This is a genomic window from Kaistia hirudinis (assembly GCF_014196455.1).
GTDB classification, from domain to species: domain Bacteria; phylum Pseudomonadota; class Alphaproteobacteria; order Rhizobiales; family Kaistiaceae; genus Kaistia; species Kaistia hirudinis.
In genome coordinates, this window is sequence record NZ_JACIDS010000004.1 from 410,072 (window position 1) to 434,766 (window position 24,695).

A 24,695-nucleotide genomic window follows, 5' to 3' on the forward strand; every position below is an offset into this window, starting at 1 on the left:
CGATGAGCCTGACCCCAGAGACCCGCCCGACGCCGATCATTCTCGACTGCGATCCCGGCCATGACGACGCGATCGCGCTCGTCATGGCGCATCGCTCAAAGGCCGTCGACCTGCTCGGCGTGACCGTGACCTGCGGCAATGCCGAACTCGACAAATGCGTGTCGAATGCGCTGCGCATCCTCGAATTCATCGGCGCCGGCGACGTGCCGGTCGCGGCCGGCTGCTATCGCCCGCTGGCGCGCCCGCTGGTGCTCGGCACGGCCGACGGCCCGAGCGGGCTCGAAGGCTCGCCCTATCTGCCGATGGCGACGAAGACCGTCGAGCCGCTGCATGCGGTCGATTTCATCGCCAAGACGCTCCGGGAGCGGGACGAGCCGCTGCGCATCGTCGCGACCGGACCGCTGTGCAATATCGGCCTGTTCATCCTGAAATATCCCGAGCTGTTGCCGAAGATCAAAGACATCACCTGGATGGGCGGCGTCTTCTGGCGCAAGAGCGAGATCATCACGCCGACGGAATTCAACGCCTTCTGCGACCCCGAGGCGCTGCGGATCGTGCTCGATTCCGGCGTGAAGCTGACCATGGTCGGCCTCGACGTTACCATGCAGGTGCTGGTCGAAGAGGAGCAATATGCCGAGTTCCGCAAGATCGACACGGAACTCGGCCGCGTCGTGAACGACTGGCTGCTGTTCTACGAGAAGCTGCATCGCAACTCGATGGGCGTCGGCGGCGCCCTGCACGACCCGCTCGCTCTCGCTCTGATCATCGACCCGACGCTGGTGCGCACGCGCCCGGCCCATATCGGCGTCGATCTCTCGGGCACCTACACCTTCGGCGCCACCGTCGCCGATTTCTGGAACGAGCGCGGCCTGCCGCCGAATGCGGAGATCTGCAAGGAGGTCGATGCCGACCGCTTCTTCGACCTGCTGTATTCGCTGCTGCGCGACTGATCCATCAGAGGAGAATCCGCCATGTCCATCGACGTCTTCTCGGCCCACCACCATTCCGAACAGATCAAGCTTCATCCGGCCCACACCGCCGTGATCGTGGTCGACATGATCAACGAGTTCTGCAAGCCGGGCGGCAAGATGGTGCTGCCGGGCTACGAGGTGCTGGTGCCGCCGCAGCTCGCCGTGATCGATGCGGCGCGCGAGGCCGGCGCGGCGGTGCTCTGGGTGCATGACAGTCACCGCCGCAACATGCGTCGCGACCGGGAGCATCTGAAGCGCAAGCCGCATGGCGAAGAGGGAACCTGGGCGACCGAGATCATCGAGGATCTCGGCGCGCGCGACGACGAGATCCACATCATCAAGCGCCGTTATTCCAGCTTCTTCCAGACCGACCTCGATCTGGTGTTGAAGGACATGCATATCCATCAGCTCGTGGTGTTCGGCGTCGTCACCAATATCTGCGTGCGCTCGACGGTTCACGACGCCTTCTTCCACGGCTATGAAGTCGTCGTTCCGCGCGATTGCTGCGCGGCGACGGGGCCCCGCGAGCAGGAATCGACGCTCTATGACATCGCGACGCATTTCGGCGTGGTGAGCGATGCGGCTTCCGTCGTCGCCGGGCTGACGTCGGGGACGATCATCGAGAACCATACCATCGCGGCCTGAGGGCGGCGGGCGGCGCACATGCCGCGGACAGAGAAGAGAGGCGAGTGAGCCGCATGGCATCGAATGAAGGGAATGTTGCGGCGTCGGAAATAGCCGGACGGGATGTCTGGCCCGATGCCTCAGCGGACCTCGACCTCATGGAGCGCGCCAAGCAGCTCTATGAGGCATCGGCCTATGACCTCGGCGAGCACGCCGCGCATATCATCCGCCGTGCCCATCAGCGCGCGACCATGCGCTTCCAGGAGGTGATGGGCGAGCACGACCTGACGCCGACGCAGATGGCCGCCCTCGCCACGATCATGAAGCATGGCGAACTGTCGCAGAACCAGCTCGGCCGGCTGACCGCGATGGACCCGTCCACGATCAGCATCGTCATCCGCAAGCTGCTGAAGCACGGGCTGGTCCAGCGCTACGCCTCGCCGGAGGATCAGCGCCTCACCATCATCCGCCTGACGAAGGCGGGGATGGACTACACCGCACCGCTGCTCGTCAAGAGCGTCGAGGTCGGCCGGCGCGTGCTGGCGCCGCTCAAGCCGAGCGAGCGCGCGCTGTTCATGGAAATGCTGCACAGAGTTGCGGACGGCGAAGACATCGCGCCCGGAGACTAACGGGCCGCCGCCTCCCCGGCGGTCACTGACGGAAAGGACTGAATATGAGTCACGACGCCCCGACCGGCCCGGCGGGTCCGACCAAACTCGTCATCGAGAATATCGGCCTCATCCTTTCCGGCGATCTCGGCAATCCCATCCTCGATGGCGATACGGTCGTCGCGATCGACGGCAAGATCGTCGCCTTCGGACACGGCGGGGATATCGATCTCGAGGGTGCGACGACGCGCGTCGATGCGCGCGGATCGACGCTGACGCCCGGCCTCATCGACAGTCATGTCCATCCTGTCGCCGGCGATTGGACGCCGCGCCAGAACCAGCTCGGCTGGATCGATTCCTGCCTGCATGGCGGGGTCACGACCATGATCTCGGCTGGCGAGGTGCATACGCCGGGTCGTCCGACCGACATCATCGGGCTCAAGGCGCTCGCCATCTCGGCGCAGCGCCAGTTCTCCGCCTTCCGTCCGTCGGGCGTGAAGGTGCATGCCGGCGCGCCGGTGATCGAGAAGGGGATGGTCGAGGAGGATTTCGCCGAACTCGCCCGGGCCGGCGTGACGATGCTCGGCGAGGTCGGCCTCGGCTCGGTCAAGGATGGCGAGACGGCGCGCCAGATGGTGGCCTGGGCGCGCAAATACGGCATGAAGTCGATCATCCATACCGGCGGACCGTCGATCCCCGGCTCCGGCCTGATCGACAAGGACATCGTGCTCGCCGCCGACACCGATGTCATCGGCCATATCAATGGCGGTCACACGGCGCTGCCGGACGACCAGATCGTTTGCCTGTGCGAAAGCTGCGGCCGCGGCCTCGAGATCGTCCACAACGGCAATCTGCGCGCGGCGCTGCTCGCGCTCAACACAGCGCGCGAACTCGGCCAGCTCGAGCGCATCGTTCTCGGGACCGATGCGCCGGCCGGCTCCGGCGTGCAGCCGCTCGGCATCCTGCGCACCATCTCGATGCTCGCTTCGCTCACCGACATCGCGCCGGAAATAGCCTTCTGCTTCGCGACCGGCAATACGGCGCGCATGCGCGATCTCGACTGCGGCCTGATCGAGATCGGCCGCTCCGCGGATTTCGTGCTGATGGACAAGCCGCAGCATTCGGCCGGCGCGACCATGCTGGAGGCCGTCAAGCTCGGCGACCTGCCGGGCATCTCGATGACCGTCATCGACGGCGTCGTGCGGACGGGCCGCTCGCGCAACACGCCGCCGGCGAACACCATGGCCGAGGTCGTAGGGTAGTTCTTTCCCGGGCCCTGCCTTCGAGCGGGGCTCGGGCTGACTACCGCAGCCCGTCCTCGCCCTTGATCTCGCTCTTCTGCAGACCGCCGACGCGGGGATGGGGCCGTCCCGAATCCGTCACGGCGATCGCCACGGCGACTTCGTTCTCGCGCGGCGCGTCCGAGACATGGACTTCCATGCCGTCGAAATGCGAGCGGACATAGGCCGCATCCTTGTGGCCGAGCGGAATGTCGAAGGTCGAGCCGGGGGCGGCGCGCTTCTTGGACGAGGGAATGAGTGCCGCACCTTTGCCGAGCGCACGGCGGAGCGGCGCGCCGATCTTGGGATGCAGCAGCGCCGCCGCATGTTCGAGTTCGCCCTCGGCGCCGACGGCGGCCGCCTTGCCGAAGCTCTCGACCTGAGGGCCGGGAATGCCGAGTGCCGCCACGGCGCGCGCCGAGAGCAGCGTACCGAGTTCGTCGCCGATCTCATAGAGCGGCGTCAGATCCTCGACATAGCGGCCGGCATAGGGGTTCTCGATCACGGCGATCGCCGCCGCGCGCCGGGTCGGCGGCGAGACCGGCTCGCCGCCCTCGATCAGCGTCTCTTCGAGGATCGTGACGATCTTGCGGATCTTGGCGCTCACCGGAGGCCGTCCCCGGCCGAGATGCCGTCCACCGTGAGGCCGCCGACGCGCGCATGGACGCGCGGTCCGGTCGTCATCACCAGAACGAGCACGATCTCGTTTCGCCGCGGCGCGTCGCCGATGCCGATCTCGAAGGCGTCGAAATGCGAGCGCACATAGGAGGCGTTGATATGGGTGACCGGAATGTCGATGCGCGTGCCGAGCCCGCCGACCTTCTTCGACGACGGAACGATCGCCTTGGCGCCACCGAGCACCTCGCGCATCGAATAGCCGCCCGGCACATGCCAGAGCGCACCATGCTCGAGCTCGCCCGCCTCGCCGACGATCGCGCCCTTGCCATAGCCCTCGACGACCTTGGGATCGCCGCCGAGCGCCGCGACCAGCCGCTTGGCCATGTCGACGCCGAGCGGCTTCAGATCGTCCATCAGCCCCGTAATGTCCTCATGATAGGCGCCGGCATAGGGATTCTCGATCACCGCCGCGATCGCCGCACGCTTCGGCGGATGCGCCGCCGGCGGGCCGCCTTCATGCAGGATTTCCTCGACGATGGTGACGAATTTCCTGACCTTGATGTCGGCCATGACGCTTCCTGGTTCGGCTGGGGACGCAGTCCATGCTGCGCAAACTTGTTAGACCATCAACAATCTGGTCTCGCAGTCGCGGTGTCAAGAAGCGCGTGGCTCAGCCATGCGTTTCGAGGCTTGGATCGTGATTTCCGATCTTCTATCGTATGCAATCCGTCCGCAGAGTTCGCCGCCGTGTCGCCTCTCGCCTCCCTGTTCGCCATCCTGGGTGCCCTGCTTGTCGGCGCGATAAGCCCGGGCCCGAGCTTCGTCTTCGTCGTGCGGACATCGGTTGCCCGCTCCCGCGTCGACGGGCTGGCGGCGGCGGTCGGCATGGGCGTCGGCGCCATGACCTTCGGCGCGCTGGCGCTGCTCGGCCTTCGCGCGCTGATGACCGAGGCGGCCGGTCTCTACTGGGCGCTGAAGATCGCGGGCGGTCTCTATCTCGTCTATCTCGGCGTCCGGATCTGGCTCGGCGCGAGCGCGCCGCTGGAAGCCATGGCCGGTGACGGGGGCAGCCGTTCGGCGCCGCTGCGCTCGTTTTCGCTCGGCCTGCTGACGCAGTTCAGCAATCCCAAGATCGTCGCCGTATTCGGGGCCGTGTTTGCCGCGCTGCTGCCGGCCGACTATCCGCTATGGCTCGCGCTCGTCCTTCCGGTCCTGATCTTCGTCCAGGAGACGGCCTGGTACGCGATCGTGGCCTTCGCCTTTTCATCGGCGCGCCCGCGCGCGCTTTATCTGCGGGCGCGGACCATTATCGACCGCGCCGCCGGGGCCGTGATCGGCCTGCTCGGCCTCAGGCTTCTCATTGACTCGCGCTGAAGGCAGATGCTTGCGCGTCTCCTGACAGCGAGCGGACAGGTTGATCGTCCAGATTGCCCCCGTCGCCACGATGCGGCGGTCAGGAAAACTGGAGCACTTGATGCGTATTGCCCTTCTCCTCGCCCTCACGGGCACGTCGATCGTTCTCGGAGCCGGCGCGGCCTTTGCAGATCCGGTCTGCACCAAGGAGCCGAAGTCGGCCTGGATGAGCGAAGACGCCATGAAGGCGAAGATCGCCGAGCTCGGATACCAGAAGATCAAGACCTTCAAGGTTTCGGGCTCGTGCTACGAGATCTATGGCTACGACAAGAACAACAAGAAGGCTGAAGTCTACTTCAATCCGGTCGACGGCTCGATCGTCAAGGAATGAGTTCGGCAATGAGGAAAATCGAGCCCCACTCGTCCTCTGCCGACGTCGTGCTCGCCCCGAAAGGGGCGAGCACGATTGCCGTCTGGGACCCGGTCGTGCGCATCTTCCACTGGACGATCGTCACGGCCTGCGTGCTGAACCTCTTCGTCCTCGAGGAGGGCGAGACGGCGCACCGCTTCGTCGGCTATGTCGTGGCCGTCATGCTGGCGCTCCGCTTCCTCTGGGGCTTCGTCGGCACGCGCCATGCGCGCTTTACCGACTTCTTCCCGACGCCGTCGCGCATCCTGCCCTATCTGCGCGATCTGATGCGCGGGCGCGAGCCGCGCTATGTCGGCCACAATCCCGCCGGCGGCGCCATGATGCTGCTTCTCATGCTTCTGCTGGCGAGCGTATGCTTGACAGGCTGGATGATGGGGCTGGATGCGTTCTGGGGCGAAGAGTGGCTGGAAGAAGTGCACGGCGCGCTCGCCAATTCGATCCTCGTTCTGGCGCTCCTGCATGCGGCGGCCGCGATCATCGAGAGCTGGCGCCACCGTGAAAATCTCGTGCTCTCCATGGTAACGGGCCGCAAGCGCGCATGAAAGTACTGCTGGTCGAGGACAGTCTTCGGCTTCGCGAACTCCTGGCCGACTCGATTCACCAGGCGGATTGGCGCGTCGATGCGGTGGCGAGCCTCGGCGAGGCGCTCGCCGCCGTCGCGGTGTCGGAATACGATCTCGTGCTCGTCGACCTCGGCCTTCCCGATGGCGACGGGCTCGATCTCGTCCGCAGGCTGCGGGGCAAGGGGCTGAGCCTGCCGATCATGGTGATCACCGCGCGCGGCGCCGTCGACGAGCGGATCGCCGGGCTCGACGCCGGTGCCGACGACTATCTCGTGAAGCCGTTCAACCATTTCGAACTGCTCGCCCGCTGCCGTGCCGTCCTGCGGCGCGCGCCCGGGCGCGTCGCCGAGACGATCGAGTTCGGCCGCGTCGTGTTCGATCCGGTCAGCGCGACGCTGACCTGCGATGGCGAGATCATCGCCATGTCGCCGCGCGAGCGTTCCGTCGCGGCGCTGCTGCTGCGCCATGCCGGCGCGGTGGTGCCCAAGGATCGGATCGAGGCGAACCTGTCGGAGTTCGGCGACGAGATTTCGTCCAATGCGGTCGAGCTCGCGGTCTCACGGCTGCGCAAGCGGCTGGAAGGCGTCAATTCCGGTCTCGCGATCGAGACGCTGCGCGGTGCGGGGTATCTGCTGCGCGAAGTCCGCAATGGCTGAAGTCCGCGGCACAAGGCCCGCTCTGATCGCGACGCTGGCCCGCCGGATCATGGCGTTCGCCCTGCTCGCCATGGTCGTTCAGGTCGTCATCGTCTTCGCTGACTATTATTTCGACGATGTCGAGCTCGGCTCGCTGATCGTGGAGCGCGAGACCGTCGCGCTGGCTGCGGGTCTGCACGACGAAGATGGTGTCCTCCGCTTCGATCTGCCGGAGGCGGCCATCGCCTATCGCCTCGACCCGGCGACACATATCGCGCGTATCCGCGCTGACGACGGCAACACGATCTTTTCGAACTGCGAGGATCGCTGCATCCTGCACCTGCTGCCCGAGCAGGTCGACCCGCCCGACATGTGGTCGCGCCTTCTCTCCTATGGCAAGCCGCTCTCCGTCGCCGGCGGGCGTGCCGTGACGGTGGGGGACGAGCGCGTCTCGATCGAGATCGCCGTCATCGACCGAACGGAAACGGCGATGTGGCGCGCGATCGGCCATGAATTCGTCGATCATCTGGCGATCCCGATGTCGCTGCAGCTCGCCCTCGTGCTCGGCGGCGCGCTCGTCTCCACCGTTATGGCGCTGCGGCCGCTGAAGGAGGCGGCGCGGCAGGCGGAGCGGATCGATCCGCTCGATCCGGAAAAGCGGATCGAGACGGCCGGACTGCCGCGCGAGATCGCGGAACTCGGCGAGGCGGTCAATCGGGCGCTGGCCCGCATTGGTGGCCTGATGCGTGAACAGAAGCTCTTCACCACCGCCGTTGCGCATGAGATCCGCACGCCGCTTGCCATGCTGAAGCTGGAACTCGGGACGATCGATCATCCCCACGCCCGCCGCATGGAGGCGGATATCGACGATCTCGCCCGCTTCGTCGGCCAGATCACGGCGCTCGGACGGCTGGAGGCCACCGGCCGCTCCGCCTTCGCGCCGCTGGACCCGGCGCAGCTGGTGCGCAATGTCGCGACCTCGATCGGGCCGTTCGTCTATGATCGCGGTCATACGATCGGCCTCGCCGAGGACGAGGGCGGGCAGGTTTTCCGGGGCGACCGGGCGCTGATCGAGGATGCGCTCGTCAACCTCGTGACCAATGCGGTGACTCACACGCCGGCCGGAACGGCCATCCTGCTCCGCGCCGGGCCGGGGCGGGAGATCGCGGTCGAGGATGATGCCGGCCTCATGCGCGTGCCGGCATCCGCAATCGGCGCCGACGCGACAGGGGCCCGGCCCGACAATCGCCTCGGCATCGGGCTCGAGATCGTGCGGCGTATCGCGATGCTGCATGGTGGTCGCCTGATCTTCGACGTCGATCCCGGACGACGAACGACGGCGCGGATCGTCTTCGGCGAGCCGTCGCCGAGCCCGTCATCGGGCGGAGAGGCCGGCTAGGGTAGATTTGGGCGAAGCCCATTGGCTCGATGCCGAAAATGCAAAAGATTTCAATTGATTGTGCGGCTCGATCGACTGGATGCCGCGGCCAAGGAGGCTGACATGCCACGCGCTTTATCCCATCGCGAAAACCATCTGGTTCAGCGAATCGGCTGGCTTCGCGCCGCGGTGCTCGGCGCCAATGACGGCATCGTCTCGACCTCCAGCCTGATCGTCGGCGTCGCTGCGGCGGCGACCGGAACCGGCGAGATCGCGCTCGCCGGCGTTGCCGGGCTGGTGGCCGGCGCCATGTCGATGGCGGCGGGCGAATATGTCTCGGTCAGCAGCCAGTCGGATACCGAGAACGCGGATCTGGCGCGCGAGAAGAAGGAGCTCGCCACCGATATCGAGGCGGAAAGACAAGAGCTGGCAGGGATTTACGAGGCGCGCGGCCTCGACCCGGCTCTGGCGCGCGAGGTCGCCATCCAGCTGATGGCGAAAGACGCGCTCGGCGCGCATGCCCGCGACGAGCTCGGCATCTCGGAGATCACGGCGGCGCGGCCGATCCAGGCGGCGCTGACCTCGGCGGCAACCTTTTCGATCGGCGCGGCCATGCCGCTCGCCATGGCCCTGCTGGCGCCCAAGGCCTATCTCGTGCCGGCGGTCTCGATCGCCTCGCTCGCTTTCCTGGCGCTGCTCGGCGCGATCGGTGCGCGGGCCGGCGGGGCGAATGTCGTGAAGGCCACCGTTCGGGTGACCTTCTGGGGCGCGCTCGCCATGGCGATTACAGCCGGCATCGGCGCCGTATTCGGAACGGTCGTCTGAGCGAACGTCTTCCGAAGAAGAGTCTGATCCGATCAGGCCTTGGCGGCCGTGATGATGATCTCGACCTTGTACTTCGGTGCGGCGAGCTTCGCCTCGCCGGTTGCACGGGCCGGCGGGTTATTCTTGTCGACCCAGGCGTCCCAAACCGAGTTCATCTCGGCGAAATCATTGACGTCGGCGAGCCAGATCGTCGCCGACAGCAGGCGCGACTTGTCGGAGCCGGTCAGCGCGAGCAGGCGATCGACCTCGGCCAGCGCCGACGCCGTCTGCTCCGCAACGGTCTCGCCCGTGGGGCCGACCTGGCCGGCGAGGTAGATCGTGTCGCCATGAACCACGGCCTGGCTCATGCGGGGGCCGCTCTCGAAACGGGTGATCGTGCTCATCGTGAATGCCTTGCAGTCTGAAGGTTGATGTCCCTGGACGGCCGTCCTATCGGCGACAGCCGCCTTCGGGTCAAGGGTGCATGCGCCTCTTTAGAGGGTGCCGAGGAAGCCGGCGTCGAAGGGCAGCTCGATCCTTTCGCCGCTTTCGCCCGTGATGGCCAGCAGGCCGCCATTGGCGACGATGCTCGCGATCTTTCCCCATCCGGCGGGCAGAGGCACCGCGCCGATGACGTTCCCGACGCTCGCTTCGCCCTCCGGGGCGAGTTCGAGCGCGGTCGGGATGCCCTCTTCCGTCAGCGCGTTCGGATTGATCGAGGCGCGGTGTCCGGCGCCGGCGAAGGTACGGCCCTCCTCGATGCCGAGCACGCCGACATGGCGGCCGTTCCAGGGTGCATAGTCGCGACCGCCATTCGAGAACCAGAGCATGGTGATCGGCAGCTCGGCGACATTGCGAAGGCTCAGGAACAGATCGCCCTGGTCGGCGCGCGCCGCAGTGGCCCAGCCGAGACCCTCGGTGGCTTCCTCGACCAGCGCGGCGAAATCCTCCTGCCGGTCGCCGATCGGATAACGCGTCAGGTCGACGGTGCCGCCATTCTTGAGCGGCGCAGCGGCCAGGTCGGTGAAGCGGGCGGGATAGGCGAGGGCGTAGCGACCCTGCGCGGGATCGGGTTCGAGCGCGGTTGCGGGCGTGAAGGCGAAGCGCTTCGGCGAGAAGGAGAGCGTGCCGCCGGCGGCGAAACGCAGCATGGCGTGGTTGGCGACCGGCAGTGCACCGGCACCGCCGCTGAAGACGTGGCGCTCATAGAGGAAGGGGTGACCGTCGAGAAGCGTGAATTCCTTGACGAGGCGCGCGCCGAGGACATCGTGCTCCAGTTCGTAGCGGGCCGTGGTCCCGCCGGCTGCGTGCGGGGTGACATCGAGCAGGCGCCAGCGCGAATTGGCCGGCCAGCCATGCGGCGGCGCTCCATCGACATCGGCTGTCGAGAAGGGCGCGCAGAAGAAATCGCCCGAGAGGAAGCGGAGATTCGGCAGCAGCGACTCGTCGCCGATGATCGCCGGATCGTCGACCCAGGGCGCGCTGTGCAGCGGCTCGATCCGCTTGACGTCACGCTCGATCACGAGGCTGCGGACATGGCCGACGCGCAGATCCAGCGTCGCGCTGATGCCCTTGGCGGTGATGGTATGAAAATCGGCGGTGGTCATGGTTTCCCCTTGAGCTTTTCTTGTGTTGTTCCGGATGGATCAGAGACGGGTGAAGACGAGGCGCATCGGCGTCGGGTGGCGCACCTCGTCGACCTGCGACAGGCCGCCGGTGACGGGATCCTGGCGGAAGATCACGATGTTGTCGCCATGCTGGTTGGCGACCAGCAGGAAGCGGCCCGACGGGTCGAAGGTCAGGTTGCGCGGCCAGTGGCCGCCGGTCGAGGTCCAGTCGGGCAGGGAGAGCGTGCCGTCCGGTGCGACGGCGAAGCGCACGATGCTGTCATGGCCGCGATTGGTGCCATAGAGGAAGCGCCCGTCCGGCGAAAGCGCCAGCTCGGCGCAATAGGAGGTGGCGGTATAGCCGTCCGGCAGGGTCGAGATCACCTGGCGGAGCGCGAGCCCGGCGGTTTCCGCGTCATAGTCGAACACGGCCATGGTGTTGCCGAGCTCGTTGATCACATAGACGATCGTGCCATTCGCATTGAAGAGGAGATGGCGCGGGCCGCTGCCCGGCGGCAGCGCGCCGAACGGCGCGGCGGCGAGTTCGAGCGTCTCGCCCGCGGGCGGCAGGCGATAGGCCATCACGCGGTCGATGCCGAGATCGGCGACGAGGAGATGGCGGTTGTCCGGGCTGGCGAGCGCCAGATGGGCATGCGAGCGCGTGGCGACGGGCAGCACGGCCGCCACGCCCTCATGCGCCACGGTCGCGAGCGGCGGCGAGATGCCGCCATCGTCCCGGACCTGATAGGCCGTCACCGCCTTCCCCGGCCGGGCGCCCTCCGGCGCGACGGTGAAATTGGCCGCGAACAGATAGCGGCCCGTCTGGTCGAGCGAGACATGGCAGGCGACGCTGCCGAGCGTCGGCCGCATGTTGATGTAGTCGAGCGCCCCCGTCTCCGGGTCGATGTCGAAGGCGGTGATGAGCCCCTCATTGCGCCCGGTGAGTTCGCTCGTCGCATAGAGGTGACGGCCCGCCGCGTCGACGGCGAGGAAGCTCGGATTGTCGACGCCCTCGAAGGTGCTGGCGAGCGTCATCCGCCCGCTCTCCTCGTCGAAGCGGAACGTTGCGATGCCCGCGCCCTTGGCCGGCGGCAGGTCGGGCATGGCGCGGTTCAGCGTTCCGACGAAGGCGAAAGTCTTGGCGGGCATGGGGGAAGTCCTCGGGCAGGCTCGGGAAGGGCGTCGGGTGATCGGATGTCGGCCCGCCCATTCGTAGAGCCTCGGCGCGCGAATGGGAACGGGGGCAGGGGTGTCGCGCGCGCCCGTGAGAGACGCGGTGCGCGACAGGGATCGGTTTCCGACCTCTGTCCAGTTCGCCGTCATCCCGGCGGACGCCGGGATCCATTCAGCCTGAGGCCCCGATCGTCTCGCGCCTCGGCTGCATGGATCCCGTGTCGAGCACGGGATGACGGCGGAGACTGGGGCGAAATCGGAGCATCGATGTCTTGCAGAGAAATCCGCGCGGGCACCCGAAGCGAACACCATGCGATTGCCCCGGCCGGACCTGCGGGATAGACATCAATCATGGTTGAGGTTGATGACGAGCAGGGGCACCGCGGCGCGGTGCTGACGGTTGGCGAGGTCGCGCGGCGCAGCGGCGTCGCCGTGTCGACCGTGCATTTCTACGAGACGAAGGGGCTGATCGAAAGCTGGCGGACGGGCGGCAATCAGCGGCGCTATCACCGCTCGGTCCTTCGCCGCATCGCCATCATCCGCATCGCCCAGAGCGCCGGCATTTCGCTCGCCGCGGTGCGCGCGGCGCTGGACGGCCTGCCGCATGATCGCGTCCCCGGATCGGCCGACTGGAAGCGCTTCGCGGGCGATTGGCGCGACCTGCTCGACGGCCGCATCGTGGCCCTGCTGCAGCTCCGGGACCAGATCACGAGCTGCATCGGCTGCGGTTGCCTGTCGCTGGAGGATTGCCCGCTGCGCAACAGCGATGACCAGCTCGGCAAGAGTGGACCGGGGCCGCGCCGCCTCGTTCCGGGGCCGCGCTGACGACGAATTCCCCTCTGGTCCCGCAAAGCCACTTGACCTGAACCATGCTTGAGGTTGTACGGAACCGTCGGTCTGGCCATAGCTGTGGCCGAAGCGAGGACTGACATGCAGAGCGATTCCCCCAGCACGAACGAGGCCCCGGCGAAGGGCGGCACGGATCATCCGGCACATGAAGACGGGCGCTGGGGTCAGCTCTTTTCCGGGCGCAACGGCATTTATTCGGCGGCGCTGGCCGGTGGCGTCGTGCTGCATGCCTGCAACATGTATGTCGCGACCACGGTCATGCCTTCGGTGGTCGCCGATATTGGCGGCCTCGACTTCTATGCCTGGGCGACGACGCTCTTCGTCGTGACGTCGATCCTGGCGGCAACGCTGACGGCGAAGCTCCTGAAGGCGCTCGGTCCGCGCGGCGCCTATTGCGTTTCGCTGCTGATCTTCGCTGCCGGCACCATCGTCGCGTCACTGGCCAACGATATGGCGGTGATGCTGCTTGGCCGCAGCATTCAGGGTTTCGGCGGCGGCTTCCTCTATGCGCTCGCCTATGCCGTGACGCGGCTCGTGTTTCCGCCGGCGCTGTGGGCGCGGGCGGTCGGCCTGATCGGGGCGATGTTCGGCATTGCGACGCTGATCGGCCCGGCCATCGGCGGCATCTTCGCCGAATTCGGCGATTGGCGAGCAGCGTTTTGGTCGCTGCTGCCGGTCATCGCCATCTTCGCCGTGATCGCTTTCATCAGCCTGCCGCGCACCAGCCCCGGCAAGGAGGAGCGCGCGCCGATCGCCTATGCGCAGATCCTGCTGCTGACGGCGGCCGTGCTGATCGTCTCGGCCGGATCGCTCTCGCCCGTGCTGCTGTGGAACCTCGCCGGCCTCGGGGCGGCGGTGGTGCTGATCGCGCTGATCGTAGTGATCGAGCGGAGCGGCGGGGCGCGGCTGCTGCCGCGCGGCTCGTTCAGCCGCGGCGCGCCGCTCGGCCTCGTCTATCTGATGATCGCACTGCTGATGACCGGGGTGCAGCCCGAAATCTTCGTGCCCTATCTCGTCCAGACGCTGCATGGCCAGTCGCCGCTATGGGCCGGCTATCTCGCGGCGCTCGTCGCCGTCGGCTGGTCGACCGCCTCATTGCTGAGCCCGCGTTTCCGGGGCCGCGGCGGTGACCGGCTGCTCATCATCGGGCCGCCGATCCTGCTGGCCGGCCTGGTGCTGCTCGCCATCGTGATGCCGGTCCCCGGCGGTGGCGCCTGGCAATGGCTCGCGCCGATCTGCCTCGGGTTGATCCTGGTCGGTTTCGGCATCGGCCTGACCTGGCCCGGCCTCGTCACCATGGTCTATCGCCACGCGCCTGTGGATGAGCAGGACCTCGCCTCCGGCGGCATGACCACGGTCCAGCTGTTCGCGGCGGCGCTCGGCGCGGCGCTGGCCGGCATGATCGCCAATGTCGCCGGCGTCGCCGATCCCGGCGGGGTCGCGGGGGCATCGAAGGCGGCGTTCTGGATCTTCGCCCTGTTCGCCCTCGCGCCGCTGGCCAGCATCGTGCTGGCCCGCCCGCTGCTCCGCCTCGCCGGCGCGCGGTCCTAGCTGCCCGCCAGCACGGAACCGATGAGGGCCCGGGAGCGGCGGTCTTCGTCCTGCAGCGACAGGAAGATCTCGTATTTCGCGTCATGGATCCGGCGCGACAAGCCGCCGGCCGGCCGGTATTCATTGCCGAGCCGTGACATCGCCTCGATCGCCTCGCCCGTTCCGGCGAAGCGGCCCGCGGCGACGGCGCCGAGGATCGCCGCGCCGAGCAGCACGGGCTCTGGCGCTTCCGGCACGGCGACGACGAGGCCGGTCGCGTCCGCCAGCGTCTGGCGGACCAGCGCGCTCTGCCCGGCGCCGCCCGAGAGCACGATCGTATCGATCTCGATGCCCTGGATGGCGAGCGCCTCGACGATCTGCCGCGCGCCATAGGAAAGGCCGCAAAGGCCGGCGAGATAGAGGCGGGCGAGGCTGTCGGTGTTTTCCGAAAGGTCGAGCCCGGCGATCGTGCCGCGCGCATCCGGCTCGGCCTTGGGCGAGCGATTGCCGAGGAATTCCGGCACCACCTGGATTTCGGCGGCGAGACGCACGGTCTCCTCCATCCGGTCGGCCAGCGCGGCGATGCGCTCCTCGAGATAGGCGAAGAGCGACTGTCCCTCTTCCCCCGCCTTGATCCGCGCGGCCGGCGTCGCGGGGTGCAGCGTGACGAGATGGTCGATCGCGGCGCCCGCCGCGGACTGGCCGCCTTCGTTCAGCCAGAGGCCGGGCAGCATGGCCGAGAAATAGGGGCCCCAGACGCCGGGGACGAATTCGGGATCCGCGGTGGTCGCCATGGCGCAGGCCGAGGTGCCGAAGATATAGGCGAGCTGGCGCGCGGCATCGGTGGCAGCGCCCGAGGCGTCGCGCCCGCCGACCGAGCCGAGGCCGCCGGCATGGGCGTCGATCAGCGCGGCGCCGACGGCGATGCCGGGCCGGAGGCCGAGTTCGGCCGCCGCCTCCGCGCTCAGGCCCTTGCCGAGCGGCGTCCCGGGCTCGACCACCTCGGTGCCGATCCGCGCGAAGCCCTCGTCGGCCAGCATGCCGAGGCCGATCTGGCGGAAATAGCCTTCGTCGAAGCGCTTCTCATGCGCGAGATAGGTCCATTTGCAGGTGAGCGTGCAGGTCGAGCGAGCCGTGCTGCCGGTGGCGCGATAGGTCAGCCAGTCGGCGAGATCGAAGAAATGCACGGCCGCGGCGAAGCTCTGCGGCATGTTCTCGGCCAGCCAGAGCAGCTTCGGCGTTTCCATTTCCGGCGAGATGGCGCCGCCGACATAGGAGAGCACGCGGTGCCCGGACGCATTGATGCGCCGCGTCTGGTCCAGCGCGCGATGATCCATCCAGACGATGATGTTGCGCTCCGCATCGCCGGACGGGCCGACCGCGACGGGCGCGCCGCCTTCGCCGATCGCGACCAGCGAGCAGGTGGCGTCGAAGCCGATGCCGGCGATCTCGTCGGCGGTCACGGACGCCGCCTGCACGGCCTCGCGGACGGATTCACAGACGGCGCGCCAGATGTCGCTCGAGGATTGCTCGACGATCTCGCCGGCCTCGTGCCAGATCGCGATCGCGCGCTTCGCCGATCCGACCAGCCGGCCGGCCTCGTCGAAAATGCCCGCGCGCGCACTGCCGGTGCCGACATCGATGCCGATGAAGAAGGCCATGGCGGCTCACTCCCCTTGGGTTGCCTTGCTGCCGGTCTCCGGCTTGCCTGCACGGGAGCGTTCCGGCGCGAGCCTGTCAAGGGGCGCGCAGATTTGCTCGCCCTGTGCAAGAATGATCGATAGGGAATGGGCCGGCAGAGCGAAGGCGAGGGACGAGGGCAGAGCATGAGCCAGGACAGCGAACGCTCCCGCCTCGACGATGCGGCCCGCGCCGGCTGGCTCTATTTCATCGCCGGTAACACGCAGGACGAGATCGCGAAGAAGCTGAACGTCTCGCGTCCGACCGCGCAACGCCTCGTCTCGCTGGCGCTGTCCGAGCGGCTGATCACCTTCCGCCTCGACCACCCGATCGCCGCCTGCATGGAGCTCGCCGCGCGGCTGACCGAGCGCCATGGTCTCGCCCATTGCCAGATCGTGCCGACCGATCCCGATTCCGACAGTTCCGTCGTCGGTCTCGCCGAGGCGGCGGCGGCGTTTCTGGAGCAGAAGCTCGGCGCGGCGGAGCCGCTGGTGGTCGGCGTCGGCACGGGGCGGACGCTGCGCGCCGCCGTCGAGCAGATCCCGCGCATGAACTGCCCGCAGCACCGTCTGGTCTCGCTGGTCGGCCATATCTCGATGGAGGGTTCGGCGAGCTTCTTCGACGTGTTGGCGCGGCTCTCCGATCTCGTGCGCGCGCCGCATTATCCGATGCCGCTGCCGGTCGTGGTGCCGAGCCGGGCCGAGCGCGACCAGCTCCTGAATCTCGAGCCGGTACGGCGGCTGCGCGAACTCGCCGCTGCCGCCGATGTGACGCTGGTCGGCATCGGGCGGATGGACGAGAGCGCGCCGCTGCATATCGACGGCTTCATCTCCGCCGCCGAGCTCTCGGCCATGCGCCGGCTCGGTGCGGCGGGCGAGATCACGGGCTGGGCGTTCGACGCCACCGGCCGGATCATCGAGGGCGGCACCAATGACCGCCTGACCTCCGTGCCGCGCATCGTGCCGGCGCGCGGTCTCGTCGTCGGCGTCGCCAAGGGCGTCTCCAAGGCGCTGCCGATTCACGCGGCGCTACGCGGGCGCCTCATCAACGGCCTCGTCACCGACGAGTCGACGGCGCGGCTGCTGCTCGATATCGGCTGAGTCCGATCGGCGGCGCGTGTTGCGCTGCAAGAAGAGCAATTGTTCAATCGAATAGCAAACTTGCGGCTCTCGCGAGGCGCGATCGGCCAATTCCGCCGCTGCTGTGCGGAATCGAATTGCCGTTGACAGTCGTCGCGACTTCGTTTGAGCATATGATCAGTGTCGTAGCAAATGCTCAAACGCAGTGGATGCGCGCGGCACCCAAGGGAGGAGCATATGAGGATTCTTTACGGCGCCCTTCTGGGCGCGGCATCGCTGCTGGCCGTCGCCCCGGCGCAGGCGGAGAAGCTGACCATCGCCACGGTCAATAATGGCGACATGATCCGCATGCAGGGCCTGACCGAGGACTTCAAGGCGAAGAACCCCGGTATCGACGTCGAGTGGGTGACGCTCGAGGAGAACGCGCTGCGCCAGAAGGTGACCACCGATATCGCCACCAAGGGCGGGCAGTTCGACGTGCTGACCATCGGCACGTATGAGGTTCCGATCTGGGCCAAGAAGGGCTGGCTGGTGCCGCTCGACAATCTCGGCGCCGATTATGACGTCGACGACCTGCTGCCGGCCATCCGCTCGGGCCTGTCGCTGGACGGCAAGCTCTACGCCGCGCCGTTCTATGGCGAGAGCTCGATGGTCATGTACCGCAAGGACCTGTTCGAGAAGGCCGGGCTGACCATGCCCGACTCGCCGACCTGGGACTTCATCGCGGACGCGGCGAAGAAGATCACCGACAAGCCCGGCGAAGTCTACGGCATTTGCCTCCGCGGCAAGGCGGGCTGGGGCGAGAACATGGCCTTCCTGACCGCCATGTCGAACTCGTTCGGCGCGCGCTGGTTCGACGAGCAGTGGAAGCCGCAGTTCGACCAGCCCGAATGGAAGGACACGCTCTCCTTCTATGTCGACCTGATGAAGGATGCCGGACCGCCCGGCGCCTCGTCGAACGGCTTCAACGAGAACCTCGCTCTGTTCAATTCCGGCAAGTGCGGCATGTGGATCGACGCCACCGTGGCGGCCTCCTTCGTGACCAATCCCAAGGATTCGAAGGTCGCGGACAAGGTCGGCTTCGCACTGGCGCCCAACAAGGGCCTCGGCAAGAACGCCAACTGGCTCTGGGCATGGTCGCTCGCCGTTCCCGCCGGCTCGAAGAAGACGGAGGCGGCCGAGAAGTTCATCGCCTGGGCGACGTCGAAGGGCTATCTCGACCTCGTCGCCGCCAAGGAGGGCTGGGCCAATGTGCCGCCCGGCACGCGCTCCTCGCTCTATGCGAACCCGGAATACCAGAAGGCGGCGCCCTTCGCGAAGATGACGCTCGACTCGATCAATTCGGCCGATCCGACTCATCCGACGGTGAAGCCGGTGCCCTATGTCGGCGTGCAGTTCGTGGCGATCCCCGAGTTCCAGGGTCTCGGCACGACGGTCGGGCAGCTCTTCTCCGCGGCCCTCGCCGGCTCCTCCACGGTCGACCAGGCACTCGCCTCGGCGCAGCAGGCCTCGACCCGCGAGATGACCAAGGCCGGCTACATCAAGTAGGCGGCGGTTCCGGTCTGAGAGGTCTCTCGGGCATGGCGCCCGAAGCCTCTCGGGCTGGCGTCACCCCGGCGAAAGCCGGGGCCCACACAGCCGAAGCGGCATTCGATCAGCGCCTCGGCTGAATGGATCCCGGCTTTCGCCGGGATGACGGAGCCCATGCGGGCAGGGAGCCCTCGTCTTCCCGCCACCTTCCTCCCAGGACTGCCGTCCGGCCATGGCCGGGCGGCTCTTTCCGAGCAACCCAAGCACCAGCGCGAGAAACATCGTGGCCACGCAGCAGACAAGGACACTCGGGCGCGTCCTGCTCGCCCCGTCGGTCATCCTGCTCTTCCTGTGGATGATCGTGCCGCTCGGCATGACGATCTGGTTTTCGCTGCTGCGCTATAATCTGCTCGATCCGGGCACTGAGAGCTTCGTCGGGCTGCTGAACTATCAGTATTTCCTGACCGACCCGGCCTTCTTCGCCGCGCTCGCCAACACGCTGATCCTGGTCGGCTCCGTCCTCGCCATCACGGTCATCGGCGGCATCCTGATCGCGCTCCTGATGGACCAGCCGATCTTCGGCCGCGGCATCGTGCGTCTCATGGTCATCGCGCCGTTCTTCGTCATGCCGACCGTTTCGGCGCTCGTCTGGAAGAACCTCCTGATGCATCCCGTCTCCGGGCTCTTCGCCTGGGTGGCGGGGCTGCTCGGCCTGCCAGCCATCGACTGGTTCACCAACTGGCCGCTCCTGTCGATCATCCTCATCGTCGCCTGGCAATGGCTGCCGTTCGCGACGCTGATCCTGCTCACCGCGCTGCAATCCTTCGACGAGGAGCAGAAGGAGGCGGCCGAGATGGACGGCACGCCGGCGATCTCCTTCTTCTTCCTCCTGGTGCTGCCGCATCTCGCCCGCGCGATCACCGTCGTGATCCTGATCGAGACGATCTTCCTGCTCTCGGTCTTCGCGGAGATCCTCGTCACCACGGGCGGCGGGCCGGGCCTTGCCACCACCAACATCGCCTTCCTGGTCTATGCGCAGGCCCTGCTGCAATACGACGTCGGCGGCGCCTCTGCCGGCGGCATCGTGGCGGTGGTGCTCGCCAATATCGTCGCGATCTTCCTGGTCCGCCTCGTCGGCAAAAATCTGGACGCCTGAACCATGGCACGCCGCATCTCGACCACGCACAGGGTGACCGCCACGGCAGCCGGCTGGCTCGTCGGCTTCCTGATCTTCTTTCCGATCCTGTGGATGGTGCTGACCAGCTTCAAGACGGAACTCGACGCCTTCTCGACGCCGCCGCAGTTCCTGTTCTTCCACTGGACGACCGAGAACTACGCCATCGTGCAGGAGCGCAGCAATTACCTGCACCACGCAATGAACTCGATCATCCTCGCCTTCGGCTCGACGGCGGTGGCGCTGGTGGTCGCGATCCCGGCGGCCTGGTCGATGGCCTTCGCGCCGACCAAGCGCACGCGCGACACGCTGCTCTGGATGCTCTCCACCAAGATGATGCCGCCGGTCGGCGTGCTCGTGCCGATCTATCTGCTGTTCCGCGACGGCGGCCTGCTCGACACGCATATCGGCCTGATCATGGTCGAGTTCCTCGCCAATCTGCCGATCGTGGTCTGGATGCTCTACACCTATTTCAAGGAGATCCCGAAGGACATCCTCGAGGCCGCGCGCATGGATGGCGCGACCATCGGCAAGGAACTCATCTTCGTGCTGGCGCCGATGGCGGTGCCCGGGATCGCCTCGACAGTGCTGCTCAACGTCATCCTCGCCTGGAACGAGGCGTTCTGGACGCTGAACCTCACCACGGTCGACGCGGCGCCGCTCACCACCTTCATCGCCTCCTATTCGAGCCCCGAAGGGCTCTTTTGGGCCAAGCTCTCGGCCGCCTCCACGCTCGCCATCGCGCCGATCCTGGTGCTCGGCTGGTTCAGCCAGAAGCAGCTCGTGCGCGGCCTCACATTCGGCGCGGTCAAGTAACCGCCCCCAGATAGCCGATCCAAAGGACAGGAAGATCATGGGAAAGATCGAACTCGTCGGCGTCGAGAAGGCCTTCGGCAACGTCCACGTGATCCGTAACGTCCACCTCCAGGTGGAAGATGGCGAGTTCGTCGTCTTCGTCGGGCCGTCGGGCTGCGGAAAATCGACGCTGCTGCGCCTCATCGCCGGGCTGGAGGACACGACCGGCGGCAAGATCCTGATCGACGGCACCGATGTCTCGGATACGCCGCCGGCCAAGCGCGGCCTCTCCATGGTGTTCCAGTCCTATGCGCTCTATCCGCATATGAGCGTGCGCTCCAATATCGGCTTCGGCCTGCGCATGGCCGGCATGCCGAAGGAGGAGCGCAATCGGAAGGTCGAGGCTGCCGCCCAGGTGCTCAACCTGACGCCCTATCTCGATCGCCGACCCGGCCAGCTTTCCGGCGGCCAACGCCAGCGCGTCGCGATTGGCCGCGCCATCGTGCGCGAGCCGAAAGCGTTCCTGTTCGACGAGCCGCTCTCCAATCTCGACGCGGCCTTGCGCGTCAATATGCGCCTCGAAATCGCGCGCCTGCAGGACACGCTCGGCACGACGGCGATCTATGTGACGCATGACCAGATCGAGGCGATGACGCTCGCCGACAAGATCGTCGTGCTCTCCGCCGGCCAGATCGAGCAGGTCGGCTCGCCGCTGGAACTCTACGACCATCCCGCCAACCTCTTCGTCGCCGGCTTCATCGGCTCGCCGAAGATGAATTTCGTAACGGGGCAGGCGGCGGCCGCGCGCGGCGCCGCGACGATCGGCGTCCGGCCGGAGCACATTGCCGGCTCGCGCACCGACGGCGAATGGGCCGGCACGGTCACGGTCGCGGAGCATGTCGGCTCCGACACCTTCCTCTATGTCGCAGTGCCGGGCATCGGCGACATCACCATGCGCGCCGTCGGCGAGTTCGCGCTCAAGCCGGGCGAAAGCGTCTATCTCACGCCCGATCCCGACCGTATCCACCGCTTCGATGCGGAAGGGCAGGCGATGCTCGCCGCGCGCTGACGCCTACGCGCCCGGCCGCCCGGCCGTTCCGTCCCGCTTCTTGAGGAGTAGCAGCCATGTATCTCGAAAAATTCCGTCTGGACGGACAGGTCGCGCTGGTGACCGGCGGCGGCCAGGCGATCGGCCTCGCCTCGGTCGAGGCGCTCGCCGAGGCGGGCGCCAAGGTGATCATCGCCGATCGCGATCCGGCGATTGCGGCGAACGGGCAGGCGGCGATGAAGGCCAAAGGCTATGACGTCGACGTGGCGATCATGGACGTGACCAATTCGGCGCGTGTCGACGCGGTCGCCGCCGAGGTTCTGAAGACGCATGGCAAGATCGACATTCTCGTCAACAATGCCGGCATCGCCCGCAGCGAGACGCCGGCCGAGACGGTGACGGACGAGCACTGGCTGAACGTCATCGACGTCAATCTGAACGGCACCTTCTGGTGCTGCCGCGCCTTCGGCAACGCCATGCTGAAGGCGGGCTCGGGCAAGATCGTCAATATCGGCTCGATGTCGGGCTTCATCGTCAACAAGCCGCAGGAACAGGCGTTCTACAACGCGTCCAAGGCGGCCGTGCATCATCTGACCAAGTCACTCGCGGCCGAATGGGGCGCGCGCGGCGTGCGCGTCAACGCGGTAGCGCCGACCTATATCAACACGCCGCTCAACGCCTTCGTGAAAACGAAGCCGGCCATGTGGGACGCGTGGATCGGCGGCACGCCGATGGGCCGCATGGGCGAGGTCGAGGAAATAGCCTCGGTCGTGCTCTTCCTCGCCAGCGAGGCGTCGAGCCTGATGACCGGCTCGATCGTGGTCGTCGACGGCGGCTATACCTGCTGGTAGGGCGCTCGTTCAGCGCTTCATGGGATCGCTGAGCGGCTCCCTTCTGTATTTGGTCGCGTTTTCTTCACGCGAACCGGGGGCCACTTCGCTCGAAAACGCTCTGGAAACGAAAAGGGCCGGCTTTCGCCGGCCCTCGCGCGTCGGGGGAGGAGAAACGCGCGTCAGAGATTGCGGTGCGCGGCGTCCGCGACCTTGTCCGTGGTCTTCTTGACCGCGTCCTTGGCCTTGCCGATCGCCTGCTGCGTCTCGCCCTTGATTTCCTGGACGACGCCTTCGGCCTCGAGCTTCTCATTGCCCGTGGCGCGGCCGACGCCCTGCTTCACATTGCCCATCGCCTCATTGGCGACGCCCTTGATCTTGTCCGTGGTGCTGCCCATTGGAGAGCCTCCTTGGTCGGGGGTGGGACACGTGTAGCAAACCCCCGGCGGCCGGATTGGTTCCCGCGATCAGCGACAGGATCAAGGCCGCGCGCCTTGACCAAGCGGCGCGCGGGCGGATCGCTCGGATCGCGTCAGGACGAGACCTGGACTTCCTCGCCGTCCTGGGCCCAGCGGGTATGGAACTTGCCGGGCTTGTCGAGGCGGGCATAGGTATGCGCGCCGAAATAATCGCGCAGGCCCTGCAGCAGATTGGCCGGACCGCGGGCACGGCGCAGGCCATCATAATAGGCGAGCGAGGACGAGAATGCCGGCACCGGAATGCCGCTCGCCACTGCGAGGCCGACGACCTCGCGCCAGGCCGGCTCGGCCTTCAGCACCGCGTCGCGGAAATAATCCTCCAGCACCAGGTTCGAGGCGCCGCCGCCGGCCTTGTAGGCTTCGCGGATGCGATTGAGGAAGCGGGCGCGGATGATGCAGCCGCCGCGCCAGATCGTGGCGAGCTCGTCGAGCTTCAGCTTCCAGCCGAACTGCGCCGAGGCGACCGAGAGCTGCTCGAAACCCTGCGCATAGGCGATGATCTTGGAGGCGAACAGCGCCTGGCGGATCGCCTCGATATCGGCGGGCGAGGGCTTCCGCGCGGCAACCGGCGCATGCGGCAGCAGCTTCTCCGCCTCCGCCCGGCCGGCGCGGCGGGCCGAAAGCGCACGGGCGAACACCGCCTCGGTGATCGAGGTGAGCGGAATGCCGAGATCGAGCGCGGACTGCGCCGTCCAGCGGCCGGTGCCCTTCTGCTCCGCCTCATCGACGATCGAATCGACCAGCGGCTTTCCGGTCGAATCGACCTTGGCGAGCACGGCGGCGGTGATCTCGATCAGGTAGGAATTGAGCTCCCCCTTGTTCCACTCGGCGAAGATGTCCGAGATCGTCTTGGCGTCGAGGCCATAGACGGTCTTGAACAGGTCATAGGCCTCGGTGATCAGCTGCATGTCGGCATATTCGATGCCGTTATGGACCATCTTGACGAAATGGCCCGAGCCCTCGGTGCCGATATAGGTGCAGCACGGCTCGCCATCGACCTGCGCCGCCATCTTGGTCACGATCGGCTCGATGCGCGAATAGGCTTCCAGCGTGCCGCCGGGCATCATGCTCGGCCCTTCCAGCGCGCCTTCCTCGCCGCCCGACACGCCCATGCCGATGAAGCGCAGCTTCTTCTCGGTCAGGTAATGGAAGCGGCGATTTGTGTCGGTGAACAGCGAATTGCCACCGTCGATGATGATGTCGCCCTCGTCGAGATGCGGGATCAACTCCTCGATCACCTCGTCGACCGGCTTGCCGGCCTTGACCATGATGATGATCGGGCGCGGGCGCGCGATCGCGGCGACGAAGTCGGCGATCTCCTTGGCCGGATGGAAGCGGCCTTCCGAGCCATATTGCGAGATCAGCTCGTCGGTACGCGCGCCGTGCCGGTTGAAAACGGCGACGCCGAAACCCTTGCGCGCCGCGTTGCGGGCGAGGTTCGCGCCCATGACGGCGAGTCCGAGCACGCCGATATCAGCCAGTTCCGCCACGTTTCCACCCTCTTGTGCTTCGGTGAGTTTCTTCGGATGGCCGGACCTTACAACGCTCGGGCGCCGCGGGCCATCCGGGGCGAGGACTAGAATCTTCGTGACCCGAGGAAAAAAGTGCGTCGGCCGCGTAACGCAAGCGCGTGCTGCGTCGTCATGGGTGGGTAACC

26 protein-coding genes are annotated in these 24,695 nt (G+C 66.9%); 18 read left to right on the top strand and 8 right to left on the bottom strand.

Translation table 11 applies throughout. The features are described from left to right. Positions 1-2: 2 nt before the first annotated feature. Genes GGR25_RS16635 through GGR25_RS16650 form a run of 4 tightly spaced genes read left to right on the top strand, consistent with a single transcriptional unit; the run spans position 3 to position 3,465 of the window. Positions 3-950, top strand: a complete 948-nt coding sequence (locus GGR25_RS16635) for a nucleoside hydrolase (protein WP_183399950.1) — start codon at positions 3-5, stop codon at positions 948-950. Between the two features lie 21 nt (positions 951-971). Continuing rightward, complete coding sequence (locus GGR25_RS16640) at positions 972-1,616, top strand: cysteine hydrolase family protein (protein WP_183399951.1); 645 nt, start codon at positions 972-974, stop codon at positions 1,614-1,616. Between the two features lie 53 nt (positions 1,617-1,669). Beyond that, positions 1,670-2,224 (top strand): MarR family winged helix-turn-helix transcriptional regulator, encoded by a 555-nt coding sequence (locus GGR25_RS16645; RefSeq protein WP_246409866.1) that lies wholly within the window; start codon positions 1,670-1,672, stop codon positions 2,222-2,224. 44 nt (positions 2,225-2,268) lie between these two features. Further along, a complete protein-coding gene (locus tag GGR25_RS16650; protein ID WP_183399952.1) occupies positions 2,269-3,465 on the top strand; it encodes an amidohydrolase family protein in 1,197 nt (398 codons plus the stop codon). A 40-nt stretch (positions 3,466-3,505) separates the two neighbouring features. Here the strand turns inward: GGR25_RS16650 and GGR25_RS24765 are convergent, their stop codons facing one another. Further along, positions 3,506-4,090 (bottom strand): amino acid synthesis family protein, encoded by a 585-nt coding sequence (locus tag GGR25_RS24765; RefSeq protein ID WP_183399953.1) that lies wholly within the window; start codon positions 4,088-4,090, stop codon positions 3,506-3,508. Beyond that, complete coding sequence (locus tag GGR25_RS24770; protein ID WP_183399954.1) at positions 4,087-4,671, bottom strand: amino acid synthesis family protein; 585 nt, start codon at positions 4,669-4,671, stop codon at positions 4,087-4,089. Before GGR25_RS24770 ends, GGR25_RS24765 begins: the two co-directional genes overlap by 4 nt. Positions 4,672-4,848: 177 nt before the next feature. Between GGR25_RS24770 and GGR25_RS16665 the strand changes: the two genes are divergently transcribed. The 6 genes from GGR25_RS16665 (at position 4,849) to GGR25_RS16690 (ending at position 9,285) form a co-directional block, all read left to right on the top strand. Then, positions 4,849-5,475, top strand: a complete 627-nt coding sequence (locus tag GGR25_RS16665; protein ID WP_183399955.1) for a LysE family transporter — start codon at positions 4,849-4,851, stop codon at positions 5,473-5,475. Positions 5,476-5,575: 100 nt separating this feature from the next. Further along, complete coding sequence (locus tag GGR25_RS16670) at positions 5,576-5,845, top strand: PepSY domain-containing protein (RefSeq protein ID WP_183399956.1); 270 nt, start codon at positions 5,576-5,578, stop codon at positions 5,843-5,845. Positions 5,846-5,853: 8 nt separating this feature from the next. Beyond that, positions 5,854-6,426: a cytochrome b/b6 domain-containing protein gene (locus tag GGR25_RS16675; RefSeq protein WP_183399957.1), complete on the top strand. Its 573-nt coding sequence runs from the start codon at positions 5,854-5,856 to the stop codon at positions 6,424-6,426. Then, a complete protein-coding gene (locus tag GGR25_RS16680) occupies positions 6,423-7,103 on the top strand; it encodes a response regulator transcription factor (protein WP_183399958.1) in 681 nt (226 codons plus the stop codon). Before GGR25_RS16675 ends, GGR25_RS16680 begins: the two co-directional genes overlap by 4 nt. Beyond that, entirely contained in the window at positions 7,096-8,481 is a 1,386-nt protein-coding gene (locus GGR25_RS16685) for a sensor histidine kinase (RefSeq protein ID WP_183399959.1), read from the top strand. Before GGR25_RS16680 ends, GGR25_RS16685 begins: the two co-directional genes overlap by 8 nt. 102 nt (positions 8,482-8,583) lie before the next feature. Then, positions 8,584-9,285, top strand: a complete 702-nt coding sequence (locus GGR25_RS16690; protein WP_183399960.1) for a VIT1/CCC1 transporter family protein — start codon at positions 8,584-8,586, stop codon at positions 9,283-9,285. A gap of 32 nt (positions 9,286-9,317) precedes the next feature. Here GGR25_RS16690 and GGR25_RS16695 read toward each other — a convergent pair whose 3' ends face one another. The 3 genes from GGR25_RS16695 to GGR25_RS16705 form a co-directional block, all read right to left on the bottom strand. After that, complete coding sequence (locus GGR25_RS16695; RefSeq protein ID WP_183399961.1) at positions 9,318-9,668, bottom strand: RidA family protein; 351 nt, start codon at positions 9,666-9,668, stop codon at positions 9,318-9,320. A gap of 90 nt (positions 9,669-9,758) precedes the next feature. After that, positions 9,759-10,871: a hypothetical protein gene (locus tag GGR25_RS16700; protein WP_183399962.1), complete on the bottom strand. Its 1,113-nt coding sequence runs from the start codon at positions 10,869-10,871 to the stop codon at positions 9,759-9,761. A 39-nt stretch (positions 10,872-10,910) separates the two neighbouring features. Beyond that, a complete protein-coding gene (locus tag GGR25_RS16705) occupies positions 10,911-12,020 on the bottom strand; it encodes a lactonase family protein (protein WP_183399963.1) in 1,110 nt (369 codons plus the stop codon). A 375-nt stretch (positions 12,021-12,395) separates the two neighbouring features. Here GGR25_RS16705 and soxR point away from each other — a divergent pair, with 375 nt between their 5' ends. Both soxR and GGR25_RS16715 read left to right on the top strand, forming a co-directional pair. Then, complete coding sequence (gene soxR, locus GGR25_RS16710; protein WP_183399964.1) at positions 12,396-12,869, top strand: redox-sensitive transcriptional activator SoxR; 474 nt, start codon at positions 12,396-12,398, stop codon at positions 12,867-12,869. A 105-nt stretch (positions 12,870-12,974) separates the two neighbouring features. After that, positions 12,975-14,444 carry an MFS transporter gene (locus GGR25_RS16715; RefSeq protein ID WP_183399965.1) on the top strand — a complete coding sequence of 490 codons (1,470 nt, stop codon included), beginning with the start codon at positions 12,975-12,977 and terminating at the stop codon, positions 14,442-14,444. On the opposite strand, the gene GGR25_RS16720 is transcribed toward GGR25_RS16715, so the two are convergent. Beyond that, positions 14,441-16,084, bottom strand: a complete 1,644-nt coding sequence (locus tag GGR25_RS16720) for an FGGY-family carbohydrate kinase (RefSeq protein ID WP_183399966.1) — start codon at positions 16,082-16,084, stop codon at positions 14,441-14,443. The genes GGR25_RS16715 and GGR25_RS16720 overlap by 4 nt on opposite strands. A gap of 165 nt (positions 16,085-16,249) precedes the next feature. Here GGR25_RS16720 and GGR25_RS16725 point away from each other — a divergent pair, with 165 nt between their 5' ends. The 6 genes from GGR25_RS16725 (at position 16,250) to GGR25_RS16750 (ending at position 22,580) form a co-directional block, all read left to right on the top strand. After that, positions 16,250-17,203: a sugar-binding transcriptional regulator gene (locus GGR25_RS16725; RefSeq protein ID WP_183399967.1), complete on the top strand. Its 954-nt coding sequence runs from the start codon at positions 16,250-16,252 to the stop codon at positions 17,201-17,203. A 216-nt stretch (positions 17,204-17,419) separates the two neighbouring features. After that, positions 17,420-18,730, top strand: coding sequence for an ABC transporter substrate-binding protein (locus GGR25_RS16730; protein WP_183399968.1), 1,311 nt, complete (start codon positions 17,420-17,422; stop codon positions 18,728-18,730). Between the two features lie 265 nt (positions 18,731-18,995). Next, complete coding sequence (locus tag GGR25_RS16735; protein ID WP_183399969.1) at positions 18,996-19,868, top strand: ABC transporter permease subunit; 873 nt, start codon at positions 18,996-18,998, stop codon at positions 19,866-19,868. Between the two features lie 3 nt (positions 19,869-19,871). Continuing rightward, positions 19,872-20,702: a carbohydrate ABC transporter permease gene (locus tag GGR25_RS16740; RefSeq protein WP_183399970.1), complete on the top strand. Its 831-nt coding sequence runs from the start codon at positions 19,872-19,874 to the stop codon at positions 20,700-20,702. 37 nt (positions 20,703-20,739) lie between these two features. Next, the gene (locus GGR25_RS16745; protein ID WP_183399971.1) at positions 20,740-21,750 is read left to right on the top strand and encodes an ABC transporter ATP-binding protein; all 1,011 of its coding nucleotides are present in this window, start codon (positions 20,740-20,742) and stop codon (positions 21,748-21,750) included. Positions 21,751-21,806: 56 nt separating this feature from the next. Continuing rightward, a complete protein-coding gene (locus GGR25_RS16750; RefSeq protein WP_183399972.1) occupies positions 21,807-22,580 on the top strand; it encodes an SDR family NAD(P)-dependent oxidoreductase in 774 nt (257 codons plus the stop codon). Positions 22,581-22,741: 161 nt separating this feature from the next. Here the strand turns inward: GGR25_RS16750 and GGR25_RS16755 are convergent, their stop codons facing one another. Both GGR25_RS16755 and gndA read right to left on the bottom strand, forming a co-directional pair. Beyond that, on the bottom strand, positions 22,742-22,957 hold the full coding sequence (locus GGR25_RS16755) for a CsbD family protein (RefSeq protein ID WP_183399973.1): 216 nt from the start codon (positions 22,955-22,957) through the stop codon (positions 22,742-22,744). Between the two features lie 134 nt (positions 22,958-23,091). Continuing rightward, positions 23,092-24,528 (bottom strand): NADP-dependent phosphogluconate dehydrogenase, encoded by a 1,437-nt coding sequence (gene gndA / locus GGR25_RS16760; RefSeq protein ID WP_183399974.1) that lies wholly within the window; start codon positions 24,526-24,528, stop codon positions 23,092-23,094. Between the last annotated feature and the right edge of the window lie 167 nt (positions 24,529-24,695).